This window comes from Gemmatirosa kalamazoonensis (genome assembly GCF_000522985.1).
In the GTDB taxonomy this organism is placed as follows: Bacteria; Gemmatimonadota; Gemmatimonadetes; order Gemmatimonadales; family Gemmatimonadaceae; genus Gemmatirosa; species Gemmatirosa kalamazoonensis.
This window is the reverse complement of the sequence record NZ_CP007128.1, coordinates 3,756,792-3,771,756: the sequence shown is the minus strand read 5'-3', so window position 1 is coordinate 3,771,756 and position 14,965 is coordinate 3,756,792. Positions and strand designations below refer to the sequence as shown.

Sequence of the window (14,965 nt, the reverse complement as noted above, 5' to 3'; positions counted from 1 at the left end):
CCGCACGTCCGTGCGCGTCCTCTTCCTCACGCACAACTTCCCGCGTCACCCGGGCGACGTCGCCGGCTCGTTCCTGCTGCGGCTCGCGCACGCGCTGCGCGATCAGGACGTCCACGTGCGCGTGCTCGCACCGGGCGCCGAGGGGCTCGCGGCGCGCGACGTCGTCGACGGCGTGGAGGTCGTGCGCTACCGCTACGCGCCGCGCACGTTCGAGACGCTCGCGTATACCGGCAACATGGCCGCCGACGTCGGTGCATCGTGGGGCGCCCGCGGCGCGCTCGTGGGGATGCTGCTCGCCGCCGCGCGCACCACGCGACGCGAATCGCGACGCGAGCGCGCGGACGTCGTCCACGCGCACTGGTGGTTCCCGTCGGGGCTCTCCGCGACGATGCCCGGTGCGCTCGGCGGCCTGCCGCTCGTCGTCACCAGCCACGGCTCGGACGTGCGGCTCGCCCGATCCACGCGCCCCGCGCGCCCGCTCGTCGCGCGCGTCGCGCGCCGCGCGGCGGTGTGGACGTTCGTCTCGCGCTGGCTGCGCGACGAGGCGCGCGCGATCGCGCCGATCCCCGACGCCGAGGTGATCCCGATGCCCGTCGCGGCGGAGCGGTTCTCGCCGCCCGATCCGTCCGTCCCTCGCGAAGGGCTTCTGTTCGTCGGTCGGCTGAACGCGCAGAAGGGCGTCGCGGATCTCGTGCGCGCGATCGCCCGGCAGCGCGTCGAGGAGACCGTGACGATCATCGGCGACGGGCCGGAGCGCGACATGCTGCGCGCGCTCGCCGAGTCGCTCGGGGTGGCGTCGCGCATGCGCTGGGTGCCGACGGTGAAGCCCGACGAACTGCCGCGCTACTACGCGCGTGCGCGGGCACTGGTGATCCCGTCGCGCGGAGAGGGACTCGGTCTCGTCGGCGTCGAGGCCATGCTCTGCGAGACGCCCGTCATCGCGTACGCGTCCGGCGGACTGACCGACGTCGTGCGTGACGGCGAGACAGGGCTGCTCGTGGAGCCCGGCGACCTCGACGCGCTCGCCGCGGCGATGGACCGCGTCGCCGGCGACGCCCCGCTGGCTCGGGCGTTAGGCACCCGTGGTCGGCCCGACGCGCTCGCGGCGTTCGGCGCGGAGTCGGTGGCGCGCCGGTACCGTGAGGTCTACGAGCGCGCCGTGGCGTCGCGGCGGGCCGCGTCGTGAGCGGGGCGCGGCGCGGTCTGCTGCGCGTCCTACAGGTCGCGCTGGTCGGCGCGGCGCTGTGGCTCGCCGGGCGCGAGATCGCGGGGCACTGGGGCGAGTTTCGCGGTGCCGCCGGCGCGATGCGGCCCTCGTGGATGCCGCTGCTCGGCTCCGCGGCCGCCGTGCTCGCGCTCTACGCCGTCCAGATCCACGCCTGGCGCGTGATCGTCTCGGCGTGGGACGCACGTCTTCCGTACTGGACGGCCGCCCGCATCTGGTGCCTGTCGAACCTCGCGCGGTTCCTGCCCGCGTCGCCGCTGTTCACCACCGGCACCATGGGCGTGCTCGCGAGCCGCGCCGGGGTCTCGCCGGTGGTCGCCGCGGGGTCGGCACTCATCGGAACGGTGCTCAACCTCGGCACCGGCTTCGTCGTCGTCGTGGTCACCGGCGCGGGGCTGCTCGGCGCGCTCGCGCCACGGTTGCCGCCCGCGGCGGGCCCCGCGCTCGCGGTCGCCGGCGGGCTCGCGCTCATCCTCCTGCCGCTGTCGATCGCGCCGCTCGTGCGGGTCGCGTCGCGGCTGCTCCGTCGTCCGGTCGAGCTGCCGCCGCTTCCGCTGCGGGTGCTCGCCGTGGCGGTGACGGCGAACGTCGCCGCATGGTTTCTGTACGGTCTCGCCCTGCGGTGGCTCACGCTGGCGTTCTTTCCCGGGTCGGGTAGCAACTTGCTGGCATACCTGGCAGTTTTCACGGCTGCTTATCTCGCCGGCTTCCTGTTCGTCCCGGTCCCTGCCGGCATCGGCATCCGCGAGGCGGCGCTCATGGCGGGCCTTCCCGCCGCGCGGCTGGTGACGGCGGGAGAGGCCGCGGTGGTGGTGGTGGCATCGCGACTCCTGCTCACGGTCCTCGAGGCGCTCCCGGGCGCCCTGTTTCTCCTCGCGCGGCAGTCGCCGGCGCGCCCACGCTCAACCTCCTGATGTCCTCTCGCGAAGATTCCCCCGTCGCCGTCCGCACGACGGGGTCGCACCCGACCGAGGCCGCGGAGTCGACCGCCTCCGCCGGCCGACGTGCGGCGGCACGGCTCGCGGCCGAGCGGGGCAGCCGCGGCCGCATCGGCGACGCGCGCCTGGCCGCGGCCGAGCCGCCGTTCCCGCTCGGGATCGCGGCGCTCGTGTACGCGGTCGCGACGCTGCTCCTCGGCTACCAGGCGCTCGGCGGCGGGTTCCTCGTGAACCCGATGAGCGACCAGTACATCGCCGGGTACGCGTTCCGCGAGTTCGGGGCGAGCTGGCTGCGCCAGACGGGGGGATTCCCGCTCTGGAACCCATACCTGTTCGGCGGCATGCCATACGTCGCCGCGATGCACGGGGACATCTTCTATCCGACGTTCGTGCTGCGGATGCTGATGCCCACCGACGCGGCGATGACGTGGGGGTTCATCATCCACGTCTTCCTGGCGGGGCTCTTCACGTACGGCTTCCTGCGCCGCGTGGGGCTCAGCTTCTTCCCGGCGCTCGTCGGCGGGCTCGCGTACATGGTCGGCGGCAACGTCGCCGGTCTGGTCTCGCCGGGGCACGACGGAAAGCTCTACATCGCCGCGCTACTGCCGCTGGTGCTGCTGTTCACCTACCGGGCGGTGCGCGACGCGCGATTCTGGGCCTACGGCGCGCTCGCGCTCACGGTGACGCTGGCGGTGCTCACCCCGCACCCGCAGCTCCTGCAATACCTGCTGCTCGTCTGCGGCGCGTGGGCGGTCTTCCTCGCGTTCAGCGCCGACGCGACCGGCGCCCGTCTCGACCGTCGGTCCGCCGTGATCCGACTCGGCGGAGCGCTCGGCGCGGTGGTGCTCGGGCTGCTCGGCGGGGCGATCCAGTTCGCGCCGGTCTTCCAGTACGCCCCGTGGTCGCCGCGCGCGGGCGGGAAGGGGTGGGAGCACGCGATCTCGTACTCGATGCCGCCCGAGGAGCTGATCAACACCTATCTGCCGCAGTTCTCGGGGCTCCTGGAGCGGTACACGGGTCGGAACGTCATCCACTTCCACAGCGAGTACATCGGCGCAGCGGTGCTCGTCCTCGCCGGGCTCGCGTTCGGCGCGGGCGCCGCGCGGCGCCGCCTGACGCTGTTCTGGGGGATCACGCTCCTCGTCGCCGTGCTCTGGGCGCTCGGGGGCTTCACGCCGTTCTATCATCTGGTCTACGCGCTCGTCCCGGGCACGAAGTACTTCCGGGCGCCGAGCACCATGCTCTACGTCGTGCAGTTCGCGACCGCCATGCTGGCCGCGATCGGCACCGAGCGCGCGCTCGAGGGGCGCGCCGGCACCAAGTACGCCATCGGCTGGGTCGTCGCCGGGCTCGTGATCGCGTTCCTCGCGACGAGCGGCGCGCTCACGAACCTCGCGGCCTCGGTGGCCGATCCGCGACTCGCGCCGAACGCGGAGGCGAACCGGGGCGCCGTCATGCTCGGCGGCTGGCGGTCGTTCCTCGCGGTCGCCGCCACGGTCGGCGTCCTGCTCGGCGTCGCGCGGGGCGCGATCCGGGCGAGCGTCGCCGGATGGGCGCTCGCTGCCATCGTGGCACTCGACCTGTGGTCGATCGAGCGGCTCTACTGGCGGTTCTCGGCGCCCGCGGCGCAGCTCTACGCCACGAATCCCGCGATCGAGTACCTGAGCCACCTCGCGGAGCCCGGCCGCGTGGCGACGCTGGCGCTTCAGGACGGGCTGCCCGTCGCGCCGCACGACCCCGACCTCAGCGGCGACGGTCTGATGGTGCACCGCGTCCGGCAGGTCGAGGGCTACCACGGCAACGAGCTCGGTCGGTATCAGCAGCTCTACGGCGCCGATACCGGGCAGCCGCAGATCGTGAATCCCGCGTTCTGGCGGCTGACGAACCTGCAGTTCGTGCTCACGAACCTGGCCGAGCTGCCGCTCGAGGGCGCGACCAAGGTACTCGGTCCGGTGAAGGACGCGGCCGGATCGACGGTGTTCCTGTACCGCCTGCCGGGGAGCAATCCCGCGGCCTGGGTCACGCCGCTCGGCGTGAAGGCCTCGGACGCCAGCACCCTCGCCACGGTGCTCGACCCACGGTTCGACGCGGCTCGCGTCGCGCTGTTCGATTCGGCGTCAACCGTGGCCACGCAACCCGTGCCGCAGCAACTACCTGCGGCTCTCGACCTGAAGGTGCTGTTCAGGCGCTGGGACCCCGGCCACATCAGCCTGGAGCTCGATCGCCCGGCGCCGGCCGGCGCGTCGCTCGTCGTGTCGGAGAACTACTACCCGGGCTGGCGGGCGCGCGTCGACGGCCGTGACGCGTCCATCGCGCGCGCCGACTACAGTCTCATCGGCGTGCCGCTCCCGACCGGGAGTCGCCAGATCGAGCTGACGTTCGACAGTCCGGTCTACCACACTGGAAAGACGATCACGCTCGTCGCGCTGGCGGTCGCGGGGCTGCTTACCCTCGCCGGTCTGGCGGTCGATCGCCGTCGGGTGCGTGGCTGACGAGGCATTCCGCTTGGCGACCGAATCACGGGCGGCGGGAGACGCGGCCGCCGGCACGACCGGCAAGGCGATCGTCATCGTCCCGACGTACAACGAGCGCGAGAACATCGCGCGCTTGATCGACCTCGTCCTCGCCCAGGGCGAGCAGTTCGAGGTGCTCGTCGTCGACGACGGGTCGCCCGACGGCACCGGGCAGATCGTCGACGACATCGCCGCGGCGAACCCGCGGGTCCACGCGCTGCACCGGCCCAGAAAGATGGGGCTCGGGACCGCCTATCTGGCGGGCTTCCGCTGGGCGCTCGAGCGGGCCCGGTTCGCGTTCGTGTTCGAGATGGACGCCGACTTCTCGCACGATCCCGCCCACCTCCCGAAGTTCCTCGAGGCGATCGAGTCGGCCGACCTGGTGCTCGGCTCCCGCTACCGGTTCGGCAAGGTGACGGTCGTGAACTGGCCGATCTCTCGCCTGATCCTGAGCTACTCGGCGAACATCTACGCCCGGATCGTGACGGGGCTGCAGCTCTTCGACTCCACGGGCGGGTTCAAGTGCTTCCGCCGCGAGGTGCTGGCGGCGATCGACCTCGACGCCGTGCGGTCGAACGGCTACGCGTTCCAGATCGAGATGAGCTTCCGGGCCTGGAAGCGCGGCTTCCGCATCGTCGAGATCCCGATCGTGTTTGCCGACCGGTCGGAGGGGGAGAGCAAGATGTCCGGCCACATCGTGCGGGAGGCGATCTGGATGGTCTGGCGCCTGCGCTGGTGGGCGATGACCGGGAAGGTCTGAGGACAGTTTACGGCGTATACCCGAACGGAGCCTGGCCGTGGCCGAGCGTGGGCGGGAGTTCTACAAGATGTGCGGCTCGGGGAACGATTTCGTGTTCTTCGACGCACGCGACCAGGCGCCGGGAGCTCTCGAGACGCCCGAGCTCATCCAGCGGATGTGCGCCCGTGGCACCGGGATCGGAGCCGACGGTGTGGTGTTCCTCGAGCGATCCGCGGCGGCCACGGTCGGGCTCCGGTACTTCAACAGCGACGGCTCGCCGGCGTCGCTGTGCGGCAACGCGACCCTGTGCACGGCCCGTCTCGCCGTCGAGCTCGGGGCCGCCGACCCGTCGGGGTTCACGATCGCGACCGACGCCGGGGTGATGGCCGCCCGGTTCCGGGACGCCCGGCCGGAGATCGACTTCGCGCCGGTCCAGGAGCTGACCGCCGACGCGCCGGTCCGGTCCGGGGCGGCGGAGCGACGGATCGGCTACGCGCGGGCCGGGGTGCCGCATCTCGTCGTGGAGGTGCCGGACATCGAGGCGGTGCCGCTGGCCAGCCGGGGGCGGGAGCTGCGGTTCGACGCGGCGCTGAGGGACGGCGCCAACGTCAACTTCGTCGCGCCGGGGCCCGACGGCGCCTGGTACATGCGGACCTACGAGCGCGGTGTCGAGGGTGAGACGTTGGCGTGCGGCACCGGCGCCGTCGCGACCGCGGCCGTCCTCGGCGCGTGGGGTGCCGCCGACGGTCCGGCGACGACGATCGTGACGCGCTCGGGGCGGCCGCTGGTCATCACGCGGGGCGCGGCGGGACGCGGCCCGTCGCTGGCCGGCGAGGGGCGGATCGTGTTCGTCGGTCGGCTCCGCGAAGTGGAATAGCGAAGCCAGCGTCGGATCGGCCCGAGGGCCCGAGCGTCGGCTGAACGCTCGGGCCCTCGGGTCTTTTCATATCCGCCGGTCCAATGGACGAGTCCGGCTTGGAGGTGTCGTCATGATGTCACGATACGCCGCGTCTGGCGGCTCAGAGCGGGGGCATTGGAAAGACAGCGGAGTTCTGCACACTTCTCCACAGCTTGTAGTTTACATAACACATATTATACGTACTATCGCTCAGTCTGATGTGGATAGACCCGAACGACCGCCGGACGATGGAAAGCAACGAGGCCGGAACCCCGCGCTGGGGTCCCGGCCGCCTGTCCCGCCGCCTGCGAGCGGTTCGATTCAGCGCACCCGCTTCGCCGTGAGCTCGCCCACCCGCACGCGCGCCTCGTCCGACAGACCCTGGCCCTCGATCTTCGCGAGATCGGTCCAGAGGCGTAGCGCCTGGTCGTTCTTGCCGGCGTTCTGGTACGCACGCGCCGCCTCCGCCTGAAGCTGGTGCTTCTCGGAGTCGGTCGCGGCGTCGCCGACGGCCTGCTCGTAGAGCTTCGCCGCATCCTCGAACTTCCCGAGGCCTTCGTACCCGACCGCCGTCAGGTGCCGCACGGCGTTCTGCATGGCTTTCGGCGCGTCGTCGGCCTGCTTCAGGACGTTCAGCCCCTCCTGGTACTTGCCCTGGTCGTAGTACGTCTCGGCCAGCGCGAGCTGGGCCTGGGTCCCGCCGGCGGTCCCGTCGTACCGCTGAGCCACCTGCTGGAGCTGCTGCTGGGCCGCCGGGATGTTCCCCTCGGCGAGCGGCGCCTGCGCCTCGAACAGCGCCGCCTCGGCGCGGTGCGCCCGGCTGTTCGCCGAGCTGCGCCAGAGCGCCAGCCCGCCGCCGATGATGACCACCGCGCCCACGCCCAGGGCGACCTGCGTGGCGTGCAGCCGCACCCAGTCGGTGAAGTTCTCGGTGGCGTCGTCGAACGACGCGGGGCTGTGGGTCATCGTTCGCGGGCTCGGACTGGTCATGACGGGAGCTGCGGACTGGGAAGCGGCAACGCGGGAGACGAGAGCTGCCCGGCGGCTTCGATTCGGGTGATCGCCGGCACGGGCGGCCGACGCGGGCGGGCGGCCCCATCGACGGCGTCACGCCGCTCGGGACCAGCATCGAAAGGTATGTGGTAGCGAGAGATACGTCGAGTGGCGTACCTCCCCTGAATGCCCCCGGCGCGACTCGAACGCGCGACCTGCGGTTTAGGAAACCGTCGCTCTATCCAACTGAGCTACGGGGGCTGGCGCGCCCACCTTCGGGCACCGGAATCTAACGCTGTCCGGGGCTGGTCGGATACGGCGCCGTCCGCTACGGCGCCGTCCGCGACGACCTCAGACGTGAAGCACGGTCTCGAATCGGCGGCCGGGCAGCCGGCCGGCGCCCCCCAGCGCGTCGATCGCCAGCAGGAACGAGCAGCCCACCACCGTCGCGCCGAGGCCTTCCAGCAGCTCCACCGCCGCCGCGGCCGTGCCGCCGGTGGCCAGGACGTCGTCCACGAGCAGGACCGAGCCGCCCTCCCCACATGCGTCGGCGTGCGCCTCGAGCGCGTCGGTGCCGTACTCCAGAGCGTACTCCACCCGGCGCGTGCGGTGCGGGAGCTTTCCCGGCTTCCGGAGCGGTATGAACCCGGCGTCCAGGTGCTGGGCCACGGGTGCGCCGAGGATGAAGCCGCGGCTCTCGATCCCGGCGACATGGCTTATCGCCATGGCCTCGAACGGCTTGGCCATCGCCCGCGTGAGCCGCGCGAACAGCGCGGCATCGCCGAGCAGCGGCGTGATGTCCTTGAATCGGATGCCGGGCCGCGGGAAATCGGCGACGTCGCGGAGCGCGGCCAGCGCCGCGGCCACGAGCTCGGGGTCCGTTGCGGACGACGGATTCATGGCCGGCTCCGGTCACCCACGGTGGATCGCGAACGGGCGCGGCAGCGGCTCGTCCCCGCCCGCGGCCGACGCCTGGATGTCCAGCACGTGCGCTCCCGGCGGGCCGTGGCGAACGTCGGCCGTCAGCCCGTCGAGCGCGGTGCGCGGCCCCTCGACGAGGATCTCCACGCCGCCGTCGGGCCGGTTCTTCACCCAGCCGGCGACGCCGCGGCGGTGGGCGGCGCGCTCGACGTAGCGGCGGAAGCCGACGCCTTGGACGCGGCCGGAGACGACGAGCCGCTGGCGGATCCGGTCGTCGCCCACCGGTGCGCCGTCAGGTGCCCCAGCCGTACGCGCCGAGCAGCGGAACGAACCGCACCGGGCCCACCTCGCGCTTGTCGATCTGCCCGCCTCGCTTGGTATACACCGTAAGCATCTGCTCCTCGCGATCGCCGACCGGGATCACCAGGCGTCCGCCCTCCGCCAGCTGGTCGAGGTACGGCTGCGGAACGTCCGGGGCTGCAGCGCCCACGACGATCGCGTCGTACGGCGCGTACGTGGTCCATCCCAGCGTGCCATCGCCGAGCAGCAGCGACACGTTGCGGATGCCCAGCTGCTGCAACGTGTCGCGCGCTCGGTCGAGCAGCGCCGGCATGCGCTCGATGGAGAAGACCTGGGCGGCCAGCTGGGCGAGCAGCGCCGTCTGATAGCCGGACCCGGTGCCGATCTCGAGGACCTTCTCGCGTCCGGTCAGGCGCATCTCCTGGAGCGAGCGCGCATGCACCGTGGGCTGCGAGATCGTCTGGCCGTTGCCGATCGGCAGCGCGGAATCCTCGTACGCTCTGTGCGCGACCGCGCTCGGAACGAACGCGTGGCGCGGCACGGCGTCCACCGCGTGGAGGACCGAGAGGTCGGTGATGCCGTTCGCCTGCAGCGTCTCGATGAGGCGCCGTCGCGGACCACGGAACTCGGCGCCGCCTACAGTTCCCGCCACCAGGCCTCCGCGGACGACAGCACGTCGAAGTGGGTCAGGTCGAGGTGGAGCGGCGTCACCGACACGTAGCCGTCGCGCACCGCCTGGAAGTCGGAGTCCGCCTCCCCGCTCCACTCCGCGGATCCACCGCCGATCCAGTAGATGCGCCGGCCCCACGGGTCGCTCATCGGCGTGAGCGAGTTCGAATACACGCGGCGCCCGAGGCGCGTAAGCTTCACACCCTTGATGTCACCCGCCGACAGCGGCGGCAGGTTCACGTTGAACAGCGTGTCGCGCGGATAGTTCGGCAACGACACGAGGTGCTGCAGCAGCGACCGCAGGAGCTCCGCCTGCTCGGCCAGCTTCTGCGTGTCCGCGCGCAGGTCGCGCCACGCGAACGATACCGCAATGGATGGGATCCCGAGGGAGAGCCCCTCCATCGCGGCGGCGACGGTCCCCGAATACAGCACGTCGTCGCCCATGTTCTGGCCGTGGTTCACGCCGCTGAGCACGAAGTCGGGCCGCTCGGGCATGAGCGCTTCGACGGCGAGGAGCACGCAGTCGGTCGGAGTACCATCGACCTGCCACCGGCGGTCGCCGCGCTGCACCGGGCGCACCGGATGGTGGAGCGTGAGGGAGTGGCTGGTCGCGCTCTGCTCGCGGTCGGGTGCCACGACGTGGACCTCACCGAGCGGCTCGGCGGCGCGGACGAGCGTCTCTAGACCGTGGGCGAGGATTCCGTCGTCGTTCGTGCAGAGGAGCCGCATGCAGGCAACCGGTCAGTCGTCACGAGCGGCCGGCCGCCTGCCGCTCCATCCGCGCGGCAATCTAACCGGGCCGCCGCGCCGACGCGTGCACGCCCGGTACCAGCGCTACTCCTCCGCCTCGTCCTGCGTGCGCAGCGCGTCGGCCGGGCGCGCGTCGAGCGCGAGTGGCTCGGGCTCCGCACTCGTCGCGAAGTGCGACGGGTCGTCGGTCCGCGTGCCCGGTGGGACGCGTCCATCCAGCACGCCCGCGATGTCACGCAGCTCGCGCTCGAGCAGCGCGATCGTCTCCACGGCGAGCGCCGACCGCGCCGCGGTGCGCAGCTCGCCGGTGCGGCGGTGCTGCTCGAGCCGCTGACGCGCGCCGTCGATGGTGAACTTCTCGGTGTAGAGCAGGTGCTTCACGAGCAGCACGAGCTCCACCTCGCGTCGCGCGTAGACGCGATTGCCCGACCGGTTCTTCGCCGGATTCAGGATGCGGAACTGGCTCTCCCAGTACCGCAGCACGTGCGGCTTGAGGTCGGTGAGCTGACAGACCTCGCCGATGGAGAAGTACTCCTGCACCGCCTCGTCGATGGCGCGCATGGCGCGACGCGGCGTCGCGGCGCGAGCGGCCGTCTGCACGTCGTCGGGGTCGCGCGGTCTCGTCATGGCTCAGTCGTCCTGCTCCGCGCGGAGCTCGCGGGACATGAGGTCGCTCACCGCCTGCTTCACGGGCGTGCCCTCGAACAGGATGCAGTGCACCGCGTTCACGATCGGCATCTCGACGTCGGCGCGCTCGGCGAGCGCGCGCGCGCTCTGCGTGTTGAGCACGCCCTCCGCCACGGTCTCGCGGCCGGAGAGCGCCTCGTCGAGCGGCTTGCCGCGGCCGATCTCCTCGCCGAGCGAGCGGTTGCGACTGAGCGCACCGGTGCACGTCAGCACGAGATCGCCCAGTCCCGCGAGACCGGCGAACGTGGCCGGCTGCGCACCGATCGCGACGCCGAGCCGCGTCATCTCCGCGAGGCCGCGCGTGATGAGCGCGGCGCGCGAGTTGAAGCCGAGCCCGAGCCCCTCGAGGATGCCGGTGGCGAGCGCCATGACGTTCTTCAGCGCGCCTCCCAGCTCGACGCCGATCACGTCGTCGTGCGTGTAGACGCGGAACTCCGTGGAGCTGAGCGCGCGCTGCGTGAGATGCGCCGCCTCGCGATCGTCGGACGCGGCGACGATGGCCGTCGGCTGGCGCGACGCGACCTCGGAGGCGAAGCTCGGACCCGAGATCGCGACGACCGGTCGGCCGGGGACGCAGTCGGCCACGACGTCGGTCATCAGCTTCAGGGTCTCGCGCTCGACGCCCTTGCTCGCCACGGCCAGCGTCGCGCCGCGCGCCACGGCGTCGGCGCACTGGGACGCGACGTCGCGCAGCACGTGCGACGGCGGCGCGAAGATCACGAGGTCGCGGTCGGCGACGGCCGCGCGCATCTGGTGCGTGGCGCGCAGCGACGGCGCGAGCGGGAAGCGCGCGAGGAAGCGGGCGTTCTCGTGGCGCGCGTTGATGGAATCGACGACGTCTTCCTCGCGCGCCCACAGCACGGTGTCGTGACCGTTGCGCGCGAGCAGATCGGCGAGCGCGGTGCCCCACGCGCCGCCGCCGACGACGGCGCACCGCTTCGTGCCGTCGGGCGCCGTCACCGCGGCGTGCCCTCCGACGTCGCGCGGCGGCCGATGCGGAACCGGCTCTCCTCCCCGCGCCGCAGACGGCCGATGTTCGCGCGGTGCGTCCAGAAGACGAACAGGGCGACGAGCAGCGCGAGGATGACCGTGGGACTCGGTCGTCCGACGTACACGAACAGCGCGAACGGCAGCGCGACGGCGGCCGAGAGCGATCCGGCGGAGACGTAGCCGGTGGCGAGAAAGACGCCGAGGAACACGCCGAGCGCGATGACGAACGGCAGGGGAGCGAGCGCGAGGAACACCCCGCCCGCCGTCGCGACGCCCTTCCCTCCCTTCTGGAAGCCGAGGAAGACCGGTCGCACGTGGCCGACGATGGCCGCGACGCCGTACGCGATCGCCGCCAGCTCCGCGTGCGCCACGGGCCGCGGGAGGAGAAACACGGGAAGAAAGCCCTTCAGCGTATCTACGGCGTATACGGCCAGCCCGACGCGCCAGCCGAGCACCCGCCACGCGTTCGTGGCGCCGAGGTTGCCCGAGCCGTGCTTCCTGAGGTCCACGCCTTTCGCCTTCCCCGCGAGATAGGCGGTGGGGATCGAGCCGGCCGCGTACGACGCGGCGAGGCCGGCGGCGAGCAGCGCGGCGTCGGTCATGCCCGTACGCGACGGTGGTCGCTCGCGGGCGCGCTCTTGTGGCGCATCAGGATGCGCAGCGGGTTGCCGACGAAGCCGTACCGCTCGCGGAAGCCGTTGTGCAGGTAGCGGATGTAGTGCTCCGCGACGAGCTCCGGATGGTTGCCGAACACCGCGATCGACGGCGGCGCGGTCTCCACCTGCGTGGCGTAGATCAGCCGCACCTCGTTGCCCGCGGCCTGCGGCGGCTGCCGGCGCTGCACCATCTCCTCGAGCGCCTCGTTGATCTGCGACGTCGGGATGCGCTTGTTGCGCTCCTGCTCCACCTCGAGGATCACGTCGAGCACCTTGTGCACGCGCTGGCCGGTGACGGCCGACGTGTACAGGATGGGCACCCACTCGAAGTACGGCACCTTCTCGACGAGGTCCTTCTTGAACTTGTCGGCGGTCTTGCCGTCCTTCTCCTTCAGGTCCCACTTGTTGACGACCAGGATCAGCGACCGCCCCTGCTCCCAGGCGAGCGTCGCGATCTTGAGGTCCTGGTTCTCGACGCCGAGCGTCGCGTCGACCATGAGCACGCAGATGTCCGAGCTCTCGATCGCGCGGCGCGTGCGGAGCCCGGAGTAGAACTCGACGCCGTCCTCGACCTTCGACTGCCGCCGCAGACCCGCCGTGTCGACGAACACGAGGTCGCGTCCGTGGTAGCGCGTCGGCGTGTCGATCGAGTCGCGCGTGGTGCCCGCGATGTCGGAGACGACCAGTCGCTCCTCGCCGAGGAGGCGGTTCACGAACGACGACTTGCCGACGTTGGGCCGTCCCACGACGGCGACGCGGAGCGCCGTCGGCAGCTCGTCGTTCTGCTCGGGCAGCCGGTCGGTGATCTCGTCGAGCAGGTCGCCCGAGCCGGTGCCGTTCGCCGCGGACACCGGGATCGGGTCGCCGGCGCCGAGGCGGTACATCTCGTAGAAGTCGGTGCTCTGCGGGTTGTCGACCTTGTTGGCGACGAGGAGCCACGGCTTGCCGGCGTCGCGCAGCAGGTCGACGACGCGGGCATCGCTCGGATGCGCGCCCACCTTCGCGTCGACGACGAACACGACGAGGTCCGCCTCGCCGATCGCCTGGACGACCTGCTTGCGGATCTCGACGTCCATCGGGACCGGCGAGTCCTCGACGATGCCGCCGGTGTCGACGAGCCAGAACGCCTTGCCGTTCCACTCGGCGCGCCCGAAATGGCGGTCGCGCGTGGTCCCGGCCTCGTCGCTGACGATGGCGGTGTGCGCGCCGAGGATGCGGTTGAAGAGCGCCGACTTGCCGACGTTGGGCCGCCCCACGAGGGCGACGACGGGAATTGCCATGAGTCTCAGGCTGCCTGCATCGCCGGCTCGCCCTCGAGCGAGAGCACGTCGATGAAATCGTACGAGGGATAGACCGGGAACGAGAACGACTCGCGGACGGCCACGAAGGACTCGTCGTCCAGGAACAACCCGGCGTCGTTGATCGTCTCGGCCGGGATCAGTGCCATGTCGAGATCCGCGCGGCCGCCGAGGACTCGGCGGATGTCGGCGCCGACGAGCAGACCGGCGGTGGTCACGGTAACGCCGAACAGCGAGTTCTCGGCGACGATCAGCTCGAACCGGGCGCCGGTCCGCTCAGATAACTGCTGGAGCAGCGCGGGCATGAGCGGCGCCATCGAAAGCCCCGTCACGACGCCGATGCGCTTGCCGTCGAGCCGCGGCAGGGTCTCGATCCCGTCCGCCACGCGCTGGCGCAGCGCGGTGACGGAGCCGACGCCGTTCTCGATCTGGGCGAAGTCGCCATAGTGCTCGACACCCGGCAGATCACGGCCGGCGAGCAGATACAGCTCGTCGGACGCGAACACCCAGCGGTCACCGCGCTCGGCCAGCGCCCGTGCCTCCCACCGCTCGACGGCGTCGAGCAGCCGGCCCGCGTTCTCCGCGTCCATCGGCTTCCCGGTGTAGAGATGGGAGAACTGCGTCGTGCCGACCGGGACGATGGCGACCGAGAGCACCGCGTCGCCGAGGTTCCAGAGATCGGTGAACGACTCCTCGAGCACCTCCCCGTCGTTCAGGCCGGGCACCACGACCATCTGGCAGTGGTACTGGATGCCGCCGTCCTTCAGCCGCGTGAGCTGGTCGATGACGTTCGGCACCCGCGGGTTGTTCAGGAGGACCTTGCGCGCCTCCCACGGCGTGGCGTGCACCGAGACATAGAGCGGCGACAGGCGGTACTCGACGATCCGCGCGATGTCGCGGTCCTTCAGGTTCGAGAGCGTGGCGAAGTTCCCGTAGGCGAACGACAGTCGGTAGTCGTCGTCGCGGACGTACAGGTTCTTCCGGAGCCCCTTCGGCAGCCCCTCGATGAAGCAGAACTCGCAGCGGTTCGCGCAGCGGCGGACGGTGGGCGGCTCGAGCTCCACGCCGAACGGGTCGCCCGGCTCGCGCTCGACCTCGTAGACGACCGCCTCGCCGTCCGGGAGCCGCGCCTCGATGACCAGCTCGTCGTCGGCGCCGAGGAACTCCCAGTCGAGGAAGTCGGCGAGCTCACGGCCGTTGACGCTCAGGAGCTGCGTCCCCGGCACGATCCCGAGCTCCTCGGCGATGCTGCCGGCTTCCACCTTCGAGACGCGAACCACGCGCTGCCCTCCGCCTATGAAGAAGGGGAACCGGCTCCGCCCAGGCTCCCCACGCCGCGCGCTCGGCGGCTCACGCAGTCTACGAGGTCCAGATGTTGAAATCAAGGC

Annotated in this window: 15 protein-coding genes and 1 tRNA gene; 5 read left to right on the top strand and 11 right to left on the bottom strand. The window is 71.5% G+C overall.

What is annotated here, in order from left to right; all coding sequences use genetic code 11:
- Positions 1 to 10: 10 nt before the first annotated feature.
- From J421_RS16340 to dapF, 5 genes are read left to right on the top strand one after another with little or no spacing between them, the layout of a single operon-like run.
- Positions 11 to 1,186: a glycosyltransferase gene (locus J421_RS16340; protein ID WP_025412251.1), complete on the top strand. Its 1,176-nt coding sequence runs from the start codon at positions 11 to 13 to the stop codon at positions 1,184 to 1,186.
- On the top strand, positions 1,183 to 2,139 hold the full coding sequence (locus J421_RS16335) for a lysylphosphatidylglycerol synthase domain-containing protein (RefSeq protein WP_025412250.1): 957 nt from the start codon (positions 1,183 to 1,185) through the stop codon (positions 2,137 to 2,139). The genes J421_RS16340 and J421_RS16335 overlap by 4 nt, the downstream gene beginning before the upstream one ends.
- Complete coding sequence (locus J421_RS16330; protein WP_025412249.1) at positions 2,139 to 4,655, top strand: YfhO family protein; 2,517 nt, start codon at positions 2,139 to 2,141, stop codon at positions 4,653 to 4,655. The genes J421_RS16335 and J421_RS16330 overlap by 1 nt, the downstream gene beginning before the upstream one ends.
- A gap of 13 nt (positions 4,656 to 4,668) precedes the next feature.
- Positions 4,669 to 5,436, top strand: coding sequence for a polyprenol monophosphomannose synthase (locus J421_RS16325; RefSeq protein WP_025412248.1), 768 nt, complete (start codon positions 4,669 to 4,671; stop codon positions 5,434 to 5,436).
- 37 nt (positions 5,437 to 5,473) lie between these two features.
- On the top strand, positions 5,474 to 6,292 hold the full coding sequence (gene dapF / locus J421_RS16320; protein ID WP_025412247.1) for a diaminopimelate epimerase: 819 nt from the start codon (positions 5,474 to 5,476) through the stop codon (positions 6,290 to 6,292).
- Positions 6,293 to 6,634: 342 nt separating this feature from the next.
- Here the strand turns inward: dapF and J421_RS16315 are convergent, their stop codons facing one another.
- From J421_RS16315 to J421_RS16265, 11 genes are all read right to left on the bottom strand, one after another.
- Positions 6,635 to 7,279: a tetratricopeptide repeat protein gene (locus J421_RS16315; RefSeq protein ID WP_025412246.1), complete on the bottom strand. Its 645-nt coding sequence runs from the start codon at positions 7,277 to 7,279 to the stop codon at positions 6,635 to 6,637.
- Between the two features lie 214 nt (positions 7,280 to 7,493).
- Positions 7,494 to 7,567, bottom strand: a tRNA-Arg gene (locus tag J421_RS16310).
- Positions 7,568 to 7,657: 90 nt separating this feature from the next.
- A complete protein-coding gene (locus J421_RS16305; protein WP_025412245.1) occupies positions 7,658 to 8,206 on the bottom strand; it encodes an adenine phosphoribosyltransferase in 549 nt (182 codons plus the stop codon).
- 12 nt (positions 8,207 to 8,218) lie between these two features.
- The gene (locus J421_RS16300; RefSeq protein ID WP_201773025.1) at positions 8,219 to 8,509 is read right to left on the bottom strand and encodes an acylphosphatase; all 291 of its coding nucleotides are present in this window, start codon (positions 8,507 to 8,509) and stop codon (positions 8,219 to 8,221) included.
- 10 nt (positions 8,510 to 8,519) lie between these two features.
- Positions 8,520 to 9,182, bottom strand: coding sequence for a protein-L-isoaspartate(D-aspartate) O-methyltransferase (locus tag J421_RS16295; RefSeq protein ID WP_025412243.1), 663 nt, complete (start codon positions 9,180 to 9,182; stop codon positions 8,520 to 8,522).
- Positions 9,164 to 9,925, bottom strand: coding sequence for a 5'/3'-nucleotidase SurE (gene surE, locus J421_RS16290; protein WP_025412242.1), 762 nt, complete (start codon positions 9,923 to 9,925; stop codon positions 9,164 to 9,166). Before surE ends, J421_RS16295 begins: the two co-directional genes overlap by 19 nt.
- A 105-nt stretch (positions 9,926 to 10,030) precedes the next feature.
- On the bottom strand, positions 10,031 to 10,573 hold the full coding sequence (locus J421_RS16285; RefSeq protein ID WP_025412241.1) for a MerR family transcriptional regulator: 543 nt from the start codon (positions 10,571 to 10,573) through the stop codon (positions 10,031 to 10,033).
- 3 nt (positions 10,574 to 10,576) lie between these two features.
- The gene (locus J421_RS16280) at positions 10,577 to 11,593 is read right to left on the bottom strand and encodes an NAD(P)H-dependent glycerol-3-phosphate dehydrogenase (protein ID WP_025412240.1); all 1,017 of its coding nucleotides are present in this window, start codon (positions 11,591 to 11,593) and stop codon (positions 10,577 to 10,579) included.
- Entirely contained in the window at positions 11,590 to 12,225 is a 636-nt protein-coding gene (gene plsY, locus J421_RS16275) for a glycerol-3-phosphate 1-O-acyltransferase PlsY (RefSeq protein ID WP_025412239.1), read from the bottom strand. Before plsY ends, J421_RS16280 begins: the two co-directional genes overlap by 4 nt.
- On the bottom strand, positions 12,222 to 13,559 hold the full coding sequence (gene der, locus J421_RS16270; RefSeq protein WP_025412238.1) for a ribosome biogenesis GTPase Der: 1,338 nt from the start codon (positions 13,557 to 13,559) through the stop codon (positions 12,222 to 12,224). The genes plsY and der overlap by 4 nt, the downstream gene beginning before the upstream one ends.
- 5 nt (positions 13,560 to 13,564) lie before the next feature.
- Entirely contained in the window at positions 13,565 to 14,857 is a 1,293-nt protein-coding gene (locus J421_RS16265; protein WP_148306358.1) for a DUF512 domain-containing protein, read from the bottom strand.
- Positions 14,858 to 14,965 lie beyond the last annotated feature (108 nt).

What these genes read in the sequence shown, in the direction of transcription:
- J421_RS16330 (WP_025412249.1), top strand. Translation starts at nt 2,139, where the DNA reads ATGTCCTCTCGCGAAGATTCCCCCGTCGCCGTCCGCACGACGGGGTCG.
- der (WP_025412238.1), bottom strand. Translation starts at nt 13,559, where the DNA reads ATGGCAATTCCCGTCGTCGCCCTCGTGGGGCGGCCCAACGTCGGCAAG.
- surE (WP_025412242.1), bottom strand. Translation starts at nt 9,925, where the DNA reads ATGCGGCTCCTCTGCACGAACGACGACGGAATCCTCGCCCACGGTCTA.
- plsY (WP_025412239.1), bottom strand. Translation starts at nt 12,225, where the DNA reads ATGACCGACGCCGCGCTGCTCGCCGCCGGCCTCGCCGCGTCGTACGCG.
- J421_RS16285 (WP_025412241.1), bottom strand. Translation starts at nt 10,573, where the DNA reads ATGACGAGACCGCGCGACCCCGACGACGTGCAGACGGCCGCTCGCGCC.
- J421_RS16315 (WP_025412246.1), bottom strand. Translation starts at nt 7,279, where the DNA reads ATGACCCACAGCCCCGCGTCGTTCGACGACGCCACCGAGAACTTCACC.
- J421_RS16305 (WP_025412245.1), bottom strand. Translation starts at nt 8,206, where the DNA reads ATGAATCCGTCGTCCGCAACGGACCCCGAGCTCGTGGCCGCGGCGCTG.